Source organism: Lacisediminihabitans sp. FW035 (assembly GCF_054880895.1).
In genome coordinates, this window is the sequence record NZ_CM142187.1 from 3,665,507 (window position 1) to 3,680,914 (window position 15,408).

The 15,408-nt window shown below is 68.6% G+C and carries 13 protein-coding genes; 8 read left to right on the forward strand and 5 right to left on the reverse strand.

Features of this window, described 5'->3' with window-relative positions; all coding sequences use genetic code 11:
- Positions 1-193 precede the first annotated feature (193 nt).
- From ACVXZ4_RS17455 to ACVXZ4_RS17465, 3 genes are read left to right on the forward strand one after another with little or no spacing between them, the layout of a single operon-like run.
- Positions 194-847: a TetR/AcrR family transcriptional regulator gene (locus tag ACVXZ4_RS17455; RefSeq protein ID WP_461796049.1), complete on the forward strand. Its 654-nt coding sequence runs from the start codon at positions 194-196 to the stop codon at positions 845-847.
- Positions 847-1,572, forward strand: coding sequence for a hypothetical protein (locus ACVXZ4_RS17460; protein WP_461796050.1), 726 nt, complete (start codon positions 847-849; stop codon positions 1,570-1,572). Before ACVXZ4_RS17455 ends, ACVXZ4_RS17460 begins: the two co-directional genes overlap by 1 nt.
- A complete protein-coding gene (locus ACVXZ4_RS17465) occupies positions 1,569-3,467 on the forward strand; it encodes a YhgE/Pip family protein (RefSeq protein WP_461796051.1) in 1,899 nt (632 codons plus the stop codon). The genes ACVXZ4_RS17460 and ACVXZ4_RS17465 overlap by 4 nt, the downstream gene beginning before the upstream one ends.
- A 17-nt stretch (positions 3,468-3,484) precedes the next feature.
- Here ACVXZ4_RS17465 and ACVXZ4_RS17470 read toward each other — a convergent pair whose 3' ends face one another.
- Positions 3,485-4,156: a TrmH family RNA methyltransferase gene (locus ACVXZ4_RS17470; RefSeq protein ID WP_461796052.1), complete on the reverse strand. Its 672-nt coding sequence runs from the start codon at positions 4,154-4,156 to the stop codon at positions 3,485-3,487.
- A 6-nt stretch (positions 4,157-4,162) separates the two neighbouring features.
- Between ACVXZ4_RS17470 and ACVXZ4_RS17475 the strand changes: the two genes are divergently transcribed.
- Positions 4,163-5,617, forward strand: a complete 1,455-nt coding sequence (locus tag ACVXZ4_RS17475; RefSeq protein ID WP_461796053.1) for an MGDG synthase family glycosyltransferase — start codon at positions 4,163-4,165, stop codon at positions 5,615-5,617.
- On the opposite strand, the gene ACVXZ4_RS17480 is transcribed toward ACVXZ4_RS17475, so the two are convergent.
- Complete coding sequence (locus tag ACVXZ4_RS17480; RefSeq protein WP_461796054.1) at positions 5,605-7,797, reverse strand: beta-glucosidase family protein; 2,193 nt, start codon at positions 7,795-7,797, stop codon at positions 5,605-5,607. The genes ACVXZ4_RS17475 and ACVXZ4_RS17480 overlap by 13 nt on opposite strands.
- A gap of 188 nt (positions 7,798-7,985) precedes the next feature.
- Here ACVXZ4_RS17480 and ACVXZ4_RS17485 point away from each other — a divergent pair, with 188 nt between their 5' ends.
- The 3 genes from ACVXZ4_RS17485 to ACVXZ4_RS17495 all read left to right on the forward strand — a co-directional run bounded on the left by ACVXZ4_RS17485 (position 7,986) and on the right by ACVXZ4_RS17495 (position 11,739).
- Positions 7,986-8,966 (forward strand): DUF389 domain-containing protein, encoded by a 981-nt coding sequence (locus ACVXZ4_RS17485; RefSeq protein WP_461796055.1) that lies wholly within the window; start codon positions 7,986-7,988, stop codon positions 8,964-8,966.
- Between the two features lie 190 nt (positions 8,967-9,156).
- The gene (locus ACVXZ4_RS17490; protein ID WP_461796056.1) at positions 9,157-10,455 is read left to right on the forward strand and encodes an HNH endonuclease signature motif containing protein; all 1,299 of its coding nucleotides are present in this window, start codon (positions 9,157-9,159) and stop codon (positions 10,453-10,455) included.
- Positions 10,456-10,530: 75 nt separating this feature from the next.
- Positions 10,531-11,739, forward strand: coding sequence for an FAD-binding domain-containing protein (locus tag ACVXZ4_RS17495; RefSeq protein WP_461796057.1), 1,209 nt, complete (start codon positions 10,531-10,533; stop codon positions 11,737-11,739).
- Between the two features lie 46 nt (positions 11,740-11,785).
- Here ACVXZ4_RS17495 and ACVXZ4_RS17500 read toward each other — a convergent pair whose 3' ends face one another.
- Positions 11,786-12,706, reverse strand: coding sequence for an AEC family transporter (locus ACVXZ4_RS17500; RefSeq protein ID WP_461796058.1), 921 nt, complete (start codon positions 12,704-12,706; stop codon positions 11,786-11,788).
- 77 nt (positions 12,707-12,783) lie between these two features.
- Between ACVXZ4_RS17500 and ACVXZ4_RS17505 the strand changes: the two genes are divergently transcribed.
- Entirely contained in the window at positions 12,784-13,584 is an 801-nt protein-coding gene (locus ACVXZ4_RS17505) for an HAD-IIA family hydrolase (RefSeq protein ID WP_461796059.1), read from the forward strand.
- Positions 13,585-13,779: 195 nt separating this feature from the next.
- On the opposite strand, the gene ACVXZ4_RS17510 is transcribed toward ACVXZ4_RS17505, so the two are convergent.
- Together ACVXZ4_RS17510 and pyrE are read right to left on the reverse strand one after the other, a co-directional pair.
- A complete protein-coding gene (locus tag ACVXZ4_RS17510) occupies positions 13,780-14,823 on the reverse strand; it encodes a hypothetical protein (protein ID WP_461796060.1) in 1,044 nt (347 codons plus the stop codon).
- 11 nt (positions 14,824-14,834) lie between these two features.
- Positions 14,835-15,386: an orotate phosphoribosyltransferase gene (pyrE, locus tag ACVXZ4_RS17515; RefSeq protein WP_461796061.1), complete on the reverse strand. Its 552-nt coding sequence runs from the start codon at positions 15,384-15,386 to the stop codon at positions 14,835-14,837.
- Between the last annotated feature and the right edge of the window lie 22 nt (positions 15,387-15,408).

Below are 15,408 nucleotides of genomic sequence, written 5' to 3' on the forward strand. Positions count from 1 at the left end.
GCAGACCCTGGGTAGGGGTGCAGACAATTCGGGTGTGCTGGGCAGGGCGCGGCAGTGAGATCTCGACGTCGCCGCCGGATAGAGATCCCCCAACCACCCACGAGCCTATTGACGGCGCCGCGTGTCGACACTCCCCAATGCGGGTGTCGTGGATTAACTTGCACAATACTGTGCAAGTTATTAGGATGGAGTCATGTCCATCACCTCTTCATTGCGCGCTCCGCGCCGAGATGCTGCCGAGAACCGGGAGTCCCTCCTCTCCGCGGCCCGCGTCGTCTTCAACCGGGATCCCTCCGCATCGCTCGAAGCGGTTGCCGCGGAGGCCGGGCTCAGCCGGAGGTCCGTCTACGGGCACTTTGCCAGCCGCGACGACTTGCTTCTCGAACTCGTGACCACTGGCACGCGCCGGGTCGCGTCCGCGCTGGAATCGGTGACGCATCCCGATCCGCTTGTGCGCCTCGCCCTCATCGCGTCGAGTCTGTGGCGTGAGGTCGAGAGCGTGCGGGTGATGGCGGTGGTCGCCGTGCGCGGGCCCCTCGCCCACCACACCGCCGGCACCCTCGGTGCCATCCGCGCCAACGTGCGTTCGGCGATCAGCGAGGGACAGGCGGATGGCTCGATGCGCGGCGACCTGCCGGCCGAACGTCTCGCGCGGCTGGTGGAGGATACCGCGTTGGTGGTGCTCGAGGACTCTACGGAGCATCCGCTCTCCGCCCGCGAGGGGGATCGGCTCGTGATGCTGATGACGCTCGCGGTGGTGGGCCTCGGCTGGATCGAAGCCGGTGCCTTCGTCGACGGATGCCCGGAGCTGGCCTGGCCGGCAGATTCTGACGGGTCGGTCGACTGATGCGCGTCCAACTGCAGCAGACCGCCATCGGCACCGGCCTCGGCGCCGCCGTCCCTCCGCTCGACCTGATCGTGGATGGGTCGGCGCCGGTCGTCATCGCCGTGCAGACGGATGAGCGCCCCCTGTTGGTCTCGATGCTGCTTGCCGGACGGATCCGCAGCGATTCCGGGCGCGTACTCGTCGACGGCCGCGAGGATGCCGACGAACTGCGCCGCCGCACCGCCCTGGTCGACACGCCGATCGTCGCTGAGCCGACGGCCGGCATCGCGCTCAAGACCGTCGTCGCCGAGGAATTCTCCTTCGCCGGGCTGTCCACTTCGGGGCGCGCGGTGCGTGCATTCCTCGCCGACCACGGGCTCGCCGACTACGCCTCCCTCCCGATGCGCGCGCTGCTGCCGGCCGACCGCATCCGCCTGCTCTGTGAGCTCGCGGTGCTGCGGGAGGGCGTCGACGGCATCATCGTCACCTCACCGGAACGCCACGGAGGCGAGCCGGTCGACTGGTACGAACCCCTCGCGGCCCTCGCCGAACGCGGGGTCACCGTGGCCGTCGTCACCGACTACGCAACCGCCGGGATGCTCGTGGCCCTCGGCGCGCGCGACGGTTCGGAACGGGAACCAGAACCCGAACCCGAACCAGAAGCGCCCGCAGAACCCATTGCAGACACCCCCAAAGACACTCCTGAAGACACCCCTGAAGACCCCGCCGAAAGCGACCTGTCGTGAAAATCTCCCCCCTCGTCCGCGCCGAGTTCGCGCGTCTCACCGCGAGCCGAATCGGCATCGCCTCCCTCATCGCACTCATGACCGTGCCGCTCGTCTACGGAGGGCTGTACCTCTGGGGCAACCAGGATCCCTACTCCAGCCTCGACAAGGTGCCGGCGGCGCTCGTCGTGCAGGACACCGGAACCACCGTCGACGGCACCACCACCAACTACGGTGAGAAGGCCGCGAAGAACCTGCTGTCCGACGAGAAGTTCGGCTGGGTGGAGGTGACCGCGGCGCAGGCCTCGGCGGGCGTCAAGAACGGCACTTACGATTTCGGCATCACCTTCCCCGCCGATTTCTCCGCCCGGCTCGCCTCGGCCTCCGGCGACAGCCCCCGGTCCGCCACGCTGCAGCTCACCACCGACGACACCAACAGCTACCTCTCCACGACCATCGCGAAGCAGGCCTCCGAGGCTGTGCGGGTCGAGATCGCGAAGGAGGTGGGGGCGAAGGCATCCATCACCCTGCTCAACGCGGTCGGCGATCTGCGCGACGGCCTGGTGAAGGCCGACGATGGAGCATCGAAGCTCGCGGATGGTGCGACCACGGCCGCGACCGGTGCGGCGTCTCTCGACTCGGGCAGCGCTACTCTCGCCAGCGGCGCGGGCTCTCTCGCGAGCGGCCTCGCCCAGCTCGATGCGAAAGCCTCGGCCCTTCCCGCTTCGGCCGCGCAGCTCTCCAGCGGCGCCTCGAGCGTCTCGACCGGAGCGGCCAACGCCTCGACGGGCAGTGCGACTCTGGCCGGCAAGGCGGGCCAGGTCGCGACACTCGCCTCGGGCACCCGCTCCCAGGTGGCCGCCGAGCTTGCCGCCGCGGGGGTCGATCCCACCGTCGCCGCTACGGTCGATGCGCAGCTCGCTGGGGTCTCCGGGGCGACCGCCCAGGTCGGTACGGGCGCCTCCTCACTCTCGTCGAGCCTCGGCGCGCTCGCGAGTGGCGCCGCCCAGGTCTCGACCGGGGCCGCCACACTGAAATCTTCGGCCCCCGCGCTCGCCTCTGCCGTCCATTCGGCGTCGACCGGGGCGGCGAGCCTCGCCGGCGGTGCGGGCGAGCTCGCGTCCGGGGCATCCGCGCTCCAGAGCGGCACCGCCGAGATCGCGACCGGATCGGCGACGCTCACGTCCTCCCTGACGGATGCCGTCGCGAAAGTCCCGGTCACCACCGCGGCCGGCCGCCAGGCGACCGCGAACCTCATCGCCAACCCCCTCGCCGTGAAGCAGAGTGCGATCACCCAGGCCGCCAACTACGGCGCCGGGCTCGCCCCCTTCTTCCTCGCCCTCGCCTCGTGGATCGGCATCTACGCGCTGTTCCTGCTGGTGCGCCCGCTCTCCCGGCGCGCGCTCACGGCGGTGCGTCGCCCCATCCGCACCACGCTCGCCGGCTGGCTCACTCCCGCCATGCTCGGAGTGGTGCAGATGGTCGCGCTCTTCGCCCTCGTCACCCTCGCCCTTCATCTGCCGGTGGCGAATCCGGTGGGCCTCGTAGCGTTCATGGCCTTCGTGGCGATGACCTTCGCCGCCATAGTGCTGGCCCTCAACGTGCTCCTTGGCAGCGTTGGACAGTTCCTCGCGCTGGTCTTCATGGTGGTGCAGCTGGTGACGGCGGGCGGCACCTTCCCGTGGCAGACCCTCCCCGGACCCCTCGCCGTGCTGCACCAGGCCCTGCCGATGAGCCATGCCGTCGACGGCATCCGCCAGCTCATGTACGGCGGACTGAGTGCCAGCGTGTGGTCGTCCATCGTTCCGCTGCTGCTCTGGCTGGTCGGGGCGCTCGCGGTCTCGGTGCTCGGGGCGATGCGCCAGGGCAGATTCCGCATCCTGCGCGAGCTGCGGCCGTCGCCGATCGGGGCCTGAGGCCCTCCCTCTTTCGCTCAGAACGTTGCGTGCTGCATCACCCAGGCGTGCATCGCCACCGCTGCCGCGGCGGAGGCGTTGAGGCTGCGGGTCGAGCCGAACTGGCTGATCTCCACGACCACTTCGGCAGCGGCGAGCGCCTCGGCGCTGAGTCCTGGCCCCTCCTGCCCGAACAGCAGAATGCACGCCGCGGGGAAATCGTAGGTCTCGATGATCACCGAGCCGGGCACGTTATCGATCGCGATCACCGGCAGCGAAGCATCCGCGGCCCAGGAGGCGAAGCTCGCGACATCCGGGTGGTACATCACATGCTGGTAGCGGTCGGTCACCATGGCGCCACGCTTGTTCCAGCGCTTGCGGCCGATGATGTGCACGGTGTCGGCGGCGAAGGCGTTGGCGCTGCGCACGATCGACCCGATATTCATGTCGTGCTGCCAGTTCTCGATCGCCACATGGAACGGATGCCGCGACTCGTCGAGGTCCGCGACGATCGCCTCCATGCGCCAGTACCGATAGCGGTCGATGACGTTACGGGAATCGCCGTTGGCGAGCAGTTCGGGGTCGTAGCGCTCGTCCACGGGGGGCTCGCCGCGCCACGGGCCGACGCCGTTGGTGGTGAGCTCGACGCTGGGGTTGGGTTCTGGCGATGTCACAGTGTCGACGCTAGTCGTGATCTTCGGCGCTACCATCGCTTCATGCGCAGTACCGCGGTAGCAGGGCTCGACACCGTCGGCGGTGAACGTGTATTGATACTGTCCGCCGGGGTGGGATCGGGGCACAACACCGCAGCAGCGGCGGTGAAACAGGCGTGCGCCGCACGAACCGACATCGACGAGGTGTTGGTTATGGACGTGCTGCAGGAGAGCAGCGTGCTCTATCGGGACCTGCTCGGCAAGGGCTATTTCGTGCTGGTCGAGAACCTGCCCTGGCTGGTGGAGTGGGGCTACGACATCAGCGACCCGCCCTTCCGGCGTCGCGGCCCGATGGACCCCTGGACGCAGGCGAACGCCCTCCCGGTGGTGCGGGCGATCAAGCGATTCCGACCGACGGCGATCGTCTGCACACACTTCCTGCCGGCCCAGCTGCTGGCCTCCCTGCTGCTGCGCGGCGTTGTCGACGCGAAGACCGCCATCGTCACCACCGACTACGACTTCCAGGGCCTGTGGCTCACGGGCGCCTTCCACGATCTCTTCGTTGCGAGGGAGGAGGGGAGGGTGCAACTGACGGCGCTCGGCCTGCCGTCAGACCGTGTCGCGGTCACCGGCATTCCGATCGCCACGCAACCGGAGGCCGCGACCGCGGCCCGAGACGGTGGGCCGCCGATGCTGCTGATCTCGGCCGGTGCGTCCGGCGGCGACTATGCCGTCGCCGTCGTGCGGCAGACGCTGCACATGCGCTCCGAGTTCACGGCCACGATCGTCTGCGGACGCAACGATGCGTTGCGTCAGAGCATCGAACAACTGGTCGCGCCGGCCGGCGACCGCTACCGCGTGCTCGGCTTCACTGCGGAGATGCCGCAGTTGCTGCGCCGCGCCGACCTTTTCGTGGGCAAGCCGGGCGGGCTCACGGCGTCCGAGTGCATGGCGGCGGGGTTGCCGATGGTGCTGGTGAATCCCATTCCCGGCCAGGAGGTGCGCAACGGCGACTACCTGATGGAACAGGGTGCGGCCGTGCGCTGCAACTCCACAGCGACGATCGGCTGGAAGATCGACGAGGTGCTGCGCGAGCCTGGCCGGCTCGAACGGATGCGGGCAGCGGCTCAGCGGATCGGTCACCCCGACGCGGCCGCAGACGTGCTGAGCCGACTGCTCGGCGGGCCGTCCCGTCCTCTCGTGGTCACCCGCGCCGCCCAGAAGACGATCTTCGACGCGAGCGAGAAACGCCGGATCGCAAGCGATCTGACGGGTCCCACCTCTCTGGTGCGCCTGATCGACCGCGCCACCGACAGCACGGTGGCGCTGATGCAGGCCGAGGAGCTCGTCGACCTTCAGAAGCGATACGCCGACTCCGATGGAAAACTCGTGCTTCGGCACGACGAAGCTCGCGTGTCCTTCCGGTGGGAGGCCCGACGGATGCTCCGCAGCCTGCTGGGAGACGAGGCATCCCTTCCGGTGCGCGTGGAGGGGCTCGCGGCCGGTCAGCCGGCCTGAGACCCGTCCCGACCGGACTGACGTAGCGGGCGGGCGTCTGCCCAGCTGCTCGGGCTGTGCTGCGCGGCGAGTACGGCCCAGTCGCCGGTGCGAGGGGACCAGCGGTGGGTCGCAGGATCGCGCTGCAGCGTGGGCCCGGCATCCAGTAGGACTCGCACAATACCCTCCTCGCCGGGTCGCAACGTCACCTTCTGGAAACCGAGCAGCTGCGCCACCGGCCGCTCGAGCGACACGTCCGCGGCGTATACCTGCACGACGGTCGAGCCTTCGCGGTCGCCGGTGTTTCTCACGAACACGTCGGCGGTGGCCCCCGTATCGTCGAAGCTGTGGTCGAGGAGCCGCTGCCCGATCGTCGTGTACCCGAGGCCGAACCCGAACGGGAAGGCGGGCACGTGTCCCTCGCTGTCGAGCCGACGCTGACCCCACTCGTCGTCATAGACGACGGACTTCGCGGTGCTGTCGAACGGGGGTAGATGCGCGGCATCCGTCGGCAGCACGAAGGGCAGACGCCCTCCGGGCTCCGCACCGCCGGTGAGCACGCTCGCCAGCGCGTGGCCACCCTCCATCCCGCCGTACCAGGCGAGGAGCAGCGCCGGCACGCGGTCCCGCCACGCTTCCGTCAGGATCGCGCTGCCGCCGATCAGCACGACGATGGTGCGCGGATTGGCGGCAGCGACAGCCTGGATGAGTTCCACGTCGGAGGGGCGCAGATCGAGCGAGCTGCGGTCGCCGCCCCGCACGAAGCGCGACGCCAGGTGGGCGAGGCCGATCAGCGGCACCCGGAGCGGCCCCGCGCTGAACGCCCGGCCGAGCACCCCCACCTCGACACTGCCGGTTACGACCGACTCGCCCTCGTCGTGTTGGTCGAGACCGACGACAACGACCGCCGTGTCCGCCGCGGCCGCGGCAGCGGCGGCGGCTCGTGCGCTCGGTCCGGACGGGGTCGTGATCCGCACCCCGGGGAGCGCCTCGCGCAGCCCCTGCAGCGGGGAGACCGTCGAGGGGGGCCGAACACGGGAAGAGCCGTGGTCGCCGAGGTTCGGCAGTGCGGCCAGCCGCCCGACAACGGCGAGGTGCCGGATGCCGGGGTCCAGCGGCAGCAGGGGTGCCCCACCGATCGGCTCGTTCTTCAGCAGCACCATCGATTCCGTCGCGACCCGGCGGGCGAGCGCGCGATGGGCCGGGGACGCGATGAGGTCGGGGCTCGGATTCGCCGGCTCTCGGGTCGCCTCATGCAGCACGATGGTTCGCAGGACCCGGTGCGCCGACCGGAACACGGTCGCCCGTGCCAGTGCACCCGACCGCAGCGCCGCCGGCAGGGCGCGGGCGCGCAGCAGCCGGAGGGGCATCTCGACGTCCATTCCCGCTTGCAGGCTGGCGACCGCGTGGTGGGTGCCGAACACCCAGTCGCTCGTCACGAACCCGGAGAAACCCCACTCGTTCCGCAACACATCGGTGAGCAGTGCCCTATTGACGTCCATGTGCTCGCCGCGCACCCTGTTGTACGCGGTCATCACCGAGTCTGCGCCGGCATCCACCACCGCCTTGAAGTGGGGAAGGTACACCTCGTGCAGCGCATGGTCGTCGACCGACACATCGACCTCGAAGCGCTCGTTCTCCATCGAGTTGAGCGCGAAGTGCTTCACGCAGGCCATCACGTGCACGCGGATGCCGCGAGTCATGGCTGATCCCATGCGGCCGGTGAGCACCGGATCCTCCCCGTAGCACTCCTGCGCCCGGCCCCAGGCGGGGTGTCGAAGCAGGTTGACGCACACCGACGCGGAGTAATTCGCGCCCCGTGCCCGGGTCTCGACGCCGATGGCGAGGCCGACCTGCTGCTCGAGCGAGGGATCCCAGGTGGCCGCCCGCGCCATCGTCACGGGGAAGGCGGTGGAGGCACCGATCACGACACCGCGGGCGCCATCGCTGAACCGGATGCCGGGGATGCCGAGTCGCGGGACCGCGCCCGCCACGAACGGCCGCCGACCGAGCAGGAGCGGGATGAACGGCAGGAGCCGTCGGGGCGAGTCGCCGTCGAGCAGTCCGAGGACCTCCCTGACGGTCATGATGTCGATCAGCTGGTCCGCGGCCTCGTCTGCGCCCAGTTCCCCGGCTCGCACCGCCCGGACCGCTTCGTCGTAGGCGCCCTCGCGCCCTCCGACATTCCGTATCCAGCCCATCCTTCGATTCTTCACCCTCTTCATGTGGGAAAACGCCGCGCGCACGTCTCTCCCAACGAATATTCCCGTTGGTCAGGTCCGGGGCGCCGCGACCGGGCACTCTCCTGACCAGAGGGAACGATCGCGCCGCGTCAACCACTGCTGCTACCTCAAGGATCCCGGCGCAGCACCGAAGTTAGGCTGGCCGGATGATGCATCTGCGCGTGATCAGTGCTGCCGATCTCACCGAATCAGTCGTCGAGATGCTGCAGACGCATCCCGCGGTCGCCAACCTGATCGTGCATCCCGGTGCCGCCCGCAGCCCGGTCGGGGATGTGATAATCGGCGATATCGCCCGAGAGGCCGTCAGCGAGGTGATCGACCTCCTTCGCGCGACCGGAGTGGAGACGACCGGTGCGATCGCCCTCGACGAGGTCGCCGTGTCGCTCTCCCCTGATGCGGATCGCGCCGAGGCGGCGGCTCCCGGACTGGGTTCGGATGCCGTTGTCTGGCAGCAGATCGAGCAGACCACGGGAGAGGAATCTCGGCTCACCGCCACATTCCTCGTCTTCCTCGCAATCGCCACCATCATCGCGGGCATAGGCGTGTTGCTCGACCAGCCCATCCTCATCGTCGGCGCAATGGTGGTCGGGCCCGAATTCGGCCCGCTCGCCGCGCTCTGTGTCGGTCTCGTTCAGCGGCGCGGTGCACTGGTGCGTCGATCACTGGTGGCCCTCGGGGTCGGTTTCATCGTGGCGATCGGCATCACCATGGCGGCGACCGCACTGCTCGATGCGGCCGGGCTCGTCGACAAATCGATGCTGCTCGCCGAGCGACCCCTCACCTCGTTCATCTGGCGCCCGGACGCGCTGTCCTGGGTCGTCGGTTTCCTTGCCGGCGTCGCCGGGATGCTGTCGCTCACGACCGCGAAGTCGGGAGCGCTGATCGGCGTGCTCATCTCGGTGACGACGGTGCCAGCCGCCGCGAACGCTGCAGTGGCGTTCACCTACGGCGTCGCGGACGAGGCACTCGGGTCGCTATTGCAGCTGTCGATCAACCTCGCGTCGATCGTGGTGGCCGGGGTGTTGACGCTGCTGGCGCAGCGGCTGGTGGCGCGGATGCGCGGGCGGACGCGGCAGCGTCGCTCGAGCCCTTCCGCAGGCGGCCCCTCACGCAACTCCGCTCTGTGACACGCGCCAGCACTTGCCCGAGCGATTGCTCACAGAGGAAGCGACACGACAGTTCCGGCCGGGCTCCACCGCTCGTGTGACCCTGGCCACCTCTCCTCCCCAACGTGCAGTCGAAATCGGTTATCCACTGCCCATTTCTTTCCCGCCATCGGGCCAAGGGAATGTCGGTGGGGTGGTGTGAACTGTGGACATGGAAACCACCGCGACGCTAGCCTCCGGGCTCGATCGCGCGCCGGATTCCTTGGTAATGACGGAGTCCTTGACGGCGAGTTTCCTCGACACGATGGGGGAGCTGATCGACGACGTGGCGGAGGCCGATCGCACCGTCGCACGGGCCGCCGCGCGCAGGGCTGCACTGATCGACCAGGCTCGAAGTTGGAGTGAGGCTACTGAATCCCTCATGCCGCCGGACGACTCCGAAGTGCGTCGGTGGACTGCCGTGCGGGTGGCCCGCCGTTCTCTGGTCAGCGAGTTGGCGGCGGCACTGCGGCTTCCGGAACGCAGCACTGAGAATCTGATCGAGGAGAGCCGCTCGCTGCTGCGCGAGCTGCCGGCCACCATGAATGCCCTCACCGAGGGAGACATCTCGTACCGGCATGCGCAGGTGCTCATCGACCACGCCAACTCCCTGCCGGTCGACGCCCGACGCGCTTTCGAAGCTACGGCGCTGCCGTTCGCGCGGAAACTCACGGTGAGCCGGTTCGACCACCGCGCCCGGGTCTTGCGGGAGCGACTGCATCCGGAGTCCATCCAGGAGCGACACACCGCCTCCCATGACCGCCGCGCGGTCACCCTCGAACCGACTCGCGATGGCATGGCCTGGCTCACCGCCTTCATTCCCGCAGCAACGGCCCAGGCGATCCACAACCGGCTGACTGATGTCGCAGCCGCACTTCAGGGCGCGGACGAGCGCCGCACCCTCACCCAGTTGCGGGCGGATGTATTCTGCGACCTGCTGATCGATGGTCAGACCGATGCGAACCATCCGTCCAGCCCGAATCTCGGGGCGGGAATTCGCGCGCGTGTGCTGATCACCGTTCCGGTGCTGACCCTCCTCGGTCACGCTACGGAGCCGGCGGTGTTGGAGGGGTACGGCCCGATCGACCTCGACACCGCCCGCGATCTCGCCGCCTCCGCGCCCGGTTTTGTGCGGATCCTCACGCACCCGGAAACGGGAGCGGTGCTGTCCCTCGGCCGCGACCGGTATGCGATACCACCGGATTTGCGAGCGTGGTTGCGAATGCGGGACGAAACGTGTCGAGCTCCGGGCTGTGGCGCACCGGCACGACACTGCGATCTCGACCACACCACAGACTGGCAATATCACGGGCTTTCCGACCACGACAATTTGGCGCACCTCTGCCCGAAACATCACGATCAGAAGCACCACACGAGATGGTCGGTGGAGCACATCGGCGATGGCGACCTTGAATGGATGTCCCCCACCGGGCACCGCTACGTCACCGAACCGGCGACGCGAATGACGTGAGGGCTCACCATCATGGTGCTCGGTCGTCACATCACATCACAACACGTCATCGGACCGTGACGCATGATGAGAGCGATGTTCATTCCCACTCGCGCCGCCGGACTCGAGGCGCTCACAGACTTCGTCCCTCGGGCGGGCCGGGACTATGCGCGCGATCGCAACCACGACACCGGACCGTCGCGGCTCAACGTCTCCGGGCTCTCCCCGTATCTCCGCCACAGAATCCTGACCGAGTGGGAGGTGATCGCGGCGGTGCTCGAACGGCATCCGCTCGCCGCGTGCGAGAAATTCGTGCAGGAGGTGTTCTGGCGCACCTATTGGAAGGGATGGCTCGAGCAGCGCCCCGAGGTGTGGCGCCGGTATCGCCGAGACCTCGCAGAACTCGAGCTCTCGGGCGATCATCCCTCCCACGACGTGGCGGAGGCCATGGCCGGGCGCACCGGAATCGACGCGATGGACGCCTGGGTTCGAGAGCTCGTTGACACGGGGTACCTGCACAACCACACCCGCATGTGGTTCGCGAGCATCTGGATCTTCACCCTCGGCCTTCCCTGGCAGCTCGGCGCAGACTTCTTCTATCAACACCTTCTCGACGGGGATGCCGCGTCCAACACCCTCTCGTGGCGATGGGTTGCCGGGCTCCAGACCGCGGGCAAGACCTATCTCGCGACTGCCTCGAACATCGCCCGCTTCACCGAGGGGCGATTCTCGCCCGCAGGTCTCGCGACCTCTGCCCGCCCACTGGTCGAGGAGCCGCTGCCCAGTCCCGAGAGGATTCCCCCTTCAGACTCTGCGGCGATCGGCGGCCGGGTCGGATTGCTGCTGCATGAGGAAGATCTCGACGCGGCCAGCTTGTACAGCGAGCATCCAACCCTCGATCGTCACCCGCCGGTATCCGTTGCCGGGTTCGCCGATCCGGATGCTCGGTCGCCGCTTGGGTCATCGGAGCGGGTCCGTCTTTTCACGGAGTCCGCTCTCTACGACGGCGTCACTCTGGCGTCGTCGGCCCTCGGATCGCCCGGACGGGTTCTGCCCGATGCCCTCCCGTCTTCCGTGCTCGACTGGGCGGCCGCCACACATCTCGATGCGGTGGTGACGCCGTATGCCCCGGTCGGGCCGGTGCAGGAAAGGATGCGCACACTCCGGGCCGCCCTGGCATCTGAGGGGGTCGAGCTCAGGACGGTTCGCCGCCGCTGGGACGACCTCGCGTGGCCGCATGCCGCGCGGGGCTTCTTCCCCTTTCGCGAGCAGATCCCGGCGCTGTTGCGCCAGCAGGGTCTGTAGCCTGCCCTGATCGAGTAGGTCGCTCCGCTCCCGCATCCGGATGCCGTTACCCGAGCAGCGCCGCCACCACCACCAGCACCGGGATCGACCCGATCGTCGTGATGAGCACTGTGTCGCGGGCGATGATCTCTCCCCGGCTGTAGCGCTGGGCGTAGTTGAAGACGTTCTGGGCGGCGGGCAGCGCGGCAAGGGCCACCACCACGAACAGCGGATGCCCGTGCAGGCCGAACACGAAGCGCCCGAGCAGCCAGGCCACCAGCGGCATCCCGACCAGCTTGATCGCGGATGCCACCAGCACATCCCTCCGGCCGCTCCCGGCCTGCAACAACTTCTGGCCACTGAGGCTCATGCCGAACGCCAGCAGCACCACCGGGACGGCGGCCTCGCCGAGCAGCTCGAACGGCTTGAGCACGGCGTCCGGCGGGTGCCAGCCGGTCACGGCGATCACCACCCCGAGGACGGATCCGATGATGAGCGGATTGCTGATCGGCTTGAGCAGCACGGCGCCGATCGAGGTGCGGCCCGTGGTGGTGACATCCAGGATCGTCAGCGCCACCGGCGCGAAGACGAGCAACTGCAGCAGAACGACCGGGGCGGAATAGGCGGCGCTGCCGAGCACGTAGACCGCCACCGGGATGCCGATGTTGTTCGCGTTCACATAGCCGGCGCCGAGAGCGCCCACCACGATCTCGGGCACTCCCCGCCGCCAGACGAACCGGGCGATCACCGTATAGCCGACGAAGGCGATGAGCGCGGCGACCAGCGACACCACCATGAGCGAGGAGAACAGCACCGAGACCTTCGCCGACTCCAGCACGGTGAAGAGGAGGCAGGGGGACAACACGAAGAACACGATCCGGTTGAGGACGAAGCCGGCATTGGGGCCGAGGATGCCGAGTCGCCCCACCAGGTACCCGACCGCGATGATGAAGCCGATGATCGCGAACCCGACGAGTACCCCGGTCATGCACCCCCGCTGTCCCCGGCCCGCCCGCGCACGGGGCCACTCACCTTCAGGATAGGCGTGCTCGGTACTATTGCCGTATGACCGATCGCGGCGAAATCGAGTGCTGGCTCACCGACATGGACGGTGTGCTCGTTCACGAGAACCATCCGGTGCCCGGGGCATCCGCTCTGCTGCAGCAGTGGCGCGACCAGGGCAAGCCCTACCTCGTGCTCACCAACAACTCGATCTTCACGCCCCGCGACCTCAGTGCGCGGCTGAAGGCATCCGGACTCGACGTGCCAGAGGACCGCATCTGGACCTCCGCACTCGCCACTGCCGACTTCCTCGCCTCCCAGGTGCCCGGCGGCTCGGCCTTTGTGATCGGCGAGGCCGGAATCACGACCGCACTGCACGAGGCCGGCTTCATCATGACCGAGACCGCCCCCGACTACGTGGTGATCGGCGAGACCCGCAATTACTCCTTCGAGGCGATCACCAAGGCCATCCGGCTCATCGTGGCCGGATCGCGATTCATCGTGACGAATCCGGATGCGACGGGGCCGAGCCCCGACGGGCCGCTTCCGGCCACCGGGGCCGTCGCAGCCCTCATCTCGAAAGCCACCGGCAAGGAGCCGTACGTTGTCGGCAAGCCGAACCCGATGATGTTCCGCTCCGCGATGAACAAGATCGGCGCCCACTCGGAGAACACCGGCATGATCGGCGACCGCATGGACACCGACATCATCGCCGGGATCGAGGCCGGGCTGCACACGATCCTCGTGCTCACCGGCATCAGCGACCAGGCCGAGATCGACCGCTATCCGTTCCGCCCGGATGAGATCCTGGACAGCGTCGCCGACCTGCTCGAACCCGAGCCGATCGAGTCAGACGAGATCTAGCCGGTGGCGTGCCCGCTCGCGCGAGAGCACCGTCCTCGACTCCGCTGGCGGCCCCGGCACCCACCAACGCACGAAATGCAGGAAGTCCTGTGACCAGAGTGACAGGTGAGCCTCAGGAGCCCCACCCGTCACAGCGAGTCCTGCATTTGCGACAGGGTGGGCGGCGGCGGAGTTCCGCGGCGCGTGCCGGCGGCGCTACTTGGCGGGGGTGCCCGCAACGCTTCCGGTGAGCGGCTCCCCGCCGGAGCGGTTCACGAAACAGAAGTAGTCGTGCTGGCCCTTCACCCACTCCTCCGCCGTCGCCGCGTAGGACGCATGGAACTGCACGTCGCTGTACACCCCGGCCGTTGCGAGGTCGATGACCCCGGGCGAGGAGCACAGCAGGTTGATCTGGGACTGCAGCGCCTCGAGTCCCGGGTAGGCCGCCGTCGCCTCACCGGGGAAGGTGCCCCGGAACACCATCTGGGCCGGATGCGGCGCCGCGCAGTCCACGACGGTGTACCGCAGCTCGAACGGGTTCGTGTAGGGATCGATGCATTCGCCACCGCGCAGGTCGCTCCACAGGTGTGATCCCGCCGCTGCCGGCCCGGTCGTGGCCAGGGTGGGCGTCGGCGAGGGAGAGACCTTCGGCGCGGCGCTCTTGGTGACGGCGACCGGCGTCGGAGCCCCCGGGATCTTCGTGCCGATCACGAAGAGCACGGCGAGCACCAGCAGCGCGATTACGCCTCCCGCCACCCAGAAGAGCAGCTTCTGGTTGCGGGAGAACGGCGCGCGCGGTGGGCGGGCGACGGTCGACGTCTCGTTCGGCTCCGTCATCAGCCCCGTCGGTGCACCGGCGGATGCGACGGGCGCGGCACTGGCGAACGGATTGAGCCTCGGCGGAATCGGGCCGACCAGCGGCTCGTCCTCGTAGTCCTTGAATTCCGTCTCGCCGAACAGCGAGTCGATCGGCGAATCGATCGGCGCGGCCCGGTCGCTGTACTCGTCGGAGTCGGAGGAGAAATACGACTCGGACCGGGCCGGTGCCGGAATCACCTCAGTAGGCGGCGGCTCGGCCGGAATCACCTCAGGAAAGACCGGCTCGGCGGGCACCGGCGTCGCCGCCGGCCCAGCCGGCACTGGCGGCGTTGCCGGCACCGGCGCACTGGCACTGCCGAGCCCCCAGTCGAACGGGGAGGTGATCGGGTGCGGTTCGGTGTTGTCCCCGGGGCCCTCCCCGGAGTCCGTGCCTGTCGCCATAGCGCGATTCGCTACTTCGACAGTCCGAGGTCGGCGAGGCCGATCGCCGCGAAATAGGGGTACCCCGCCGCCTCGATGACTTCGCGGGCTCCGGTGTCGCGGTCGACGACCACGGCCACTCCGGCGATCTCGGCGCCCACCTTCTTCAGCGCTTCGATCGCGGCGAGGGGGGATCCGCCGGTCGTCGAGGTGTCCTCGAGCACGATCACGCGCTTGCCCGCGAGATCCGGTCCTTCGACCTGGCGGCCACGACCGTGATCCTTCGGCTCCTTGCGCACCACGAAGGCGTCGTAAGAGAGCCCACGGGCCGCACCCTGATGAAGCACGGCGGCGGCGATCGGATCGGCGCCCATGGTCATGCCGCCGACGGCCGAGACGTCCGCGACCTGCGCGATCAGATCCAGCATCACCTGGCCGATGAGCGGAGCGACGCGGTGGTCGAGGCTCACCTTGCGCAGGTCGACGTAATAGGTGGCCTTTTTGCCACTAGTGAGGATGAAGTCGCCGTGGAAGACGGCCCCCTCGGAGATGTAGTCGATGAGCTGCTGCCTGGCGTCGGTCACGGCCCCGATTCTACTGGTCTCC

What these genes read in the sequence shown, in the direction of transcription:
- ACVXZ4_RS17480 (WP_461796054.1), bottom strand. Translation starts at nt 7,797, where the DNA reads ATGGGCTGGATACGGAATGTCGGAGGGCGCGAGGGCGCCTACGACGAA.
- ACVXZ4_RS17475 (WP_461796053.1), top strand. Translation starts at nt 4,163, where the DNA reads ATGCGCAGTACCGCGGTAGCAGGGCTCGACACCGTCGGCGGTGAACGT.
- ACVXZ4_RS17495 (WP_461796057.1), top strand. Translation starts at nt 10,531, where the DNA reads ATGTTCATTCCCACTCGCGCCGCCGGACTCGAGGCGCTCACAGACTTC.
- ACVXZ4_RS17490 (WP_461796056.1), top strand. Translation starts at nt 9,157, where the DNA reads ATGGAAACCACCGCGACGCTAGCCTCCGGGCTCGATCGCGCGCCGGAT.
- ACVXZ4_RS17485 (WP_461796055.1), top strand. Translation starts at nt 7,986, where the DNA reads ATGATGCATCTGCGCGTGATCAGTGCTGCCGATCTCACCGAATCAGTC.
- ACVXZ4_RS17470 (WP_461796052.1), bottom strand. Translation starts at nt 4,156, where the DNA reads ATGGTAGCGCCGAAGATCACGACTAGCGTCGACACTGTGACATCGCCA.
- ACVXZ4_RS17460 (WP_461796050.1), top strand. Translation starts at nt 847, where the DNA reads ATGCGCGTCCAACTGCAGCAGACCGCCATCGGCACCGGCCTCGGCGCC.
- ACVXZ4_RS17500 (WP_461796058.1), bottom strand. Translation starts at nt 12,706, where the DNA reads ATGACCGGGGTACTCGTCGGGTTCGCGATCATCGGCTTCATCATCGCG.
- ACVXZ4_RS17505 (WP_461796059.1), top strand. Translation starts at nt 12,784, where the DNA reads ATGACCGATCGCGGCGAAATCGAGTGCTGGCTCACCGACATGGACGGT.
- ACVXZ4_RS17510 (WP_461796060.1), bottom strand. Translation starts at nt 14,823, where the DNA reads ATGGCGACAGGCACGGACTCCGGGGAGGGCCCCGGGGACAACACCGAA.
- ACVXZ4_RS17455 (WP_461796049.1), top strand. Translation starts at nt 194, where the DNA reads ATGTCCATCACCTCTTCATTGCGCGCTCCGCGCCGAGATGCTGCCGAG.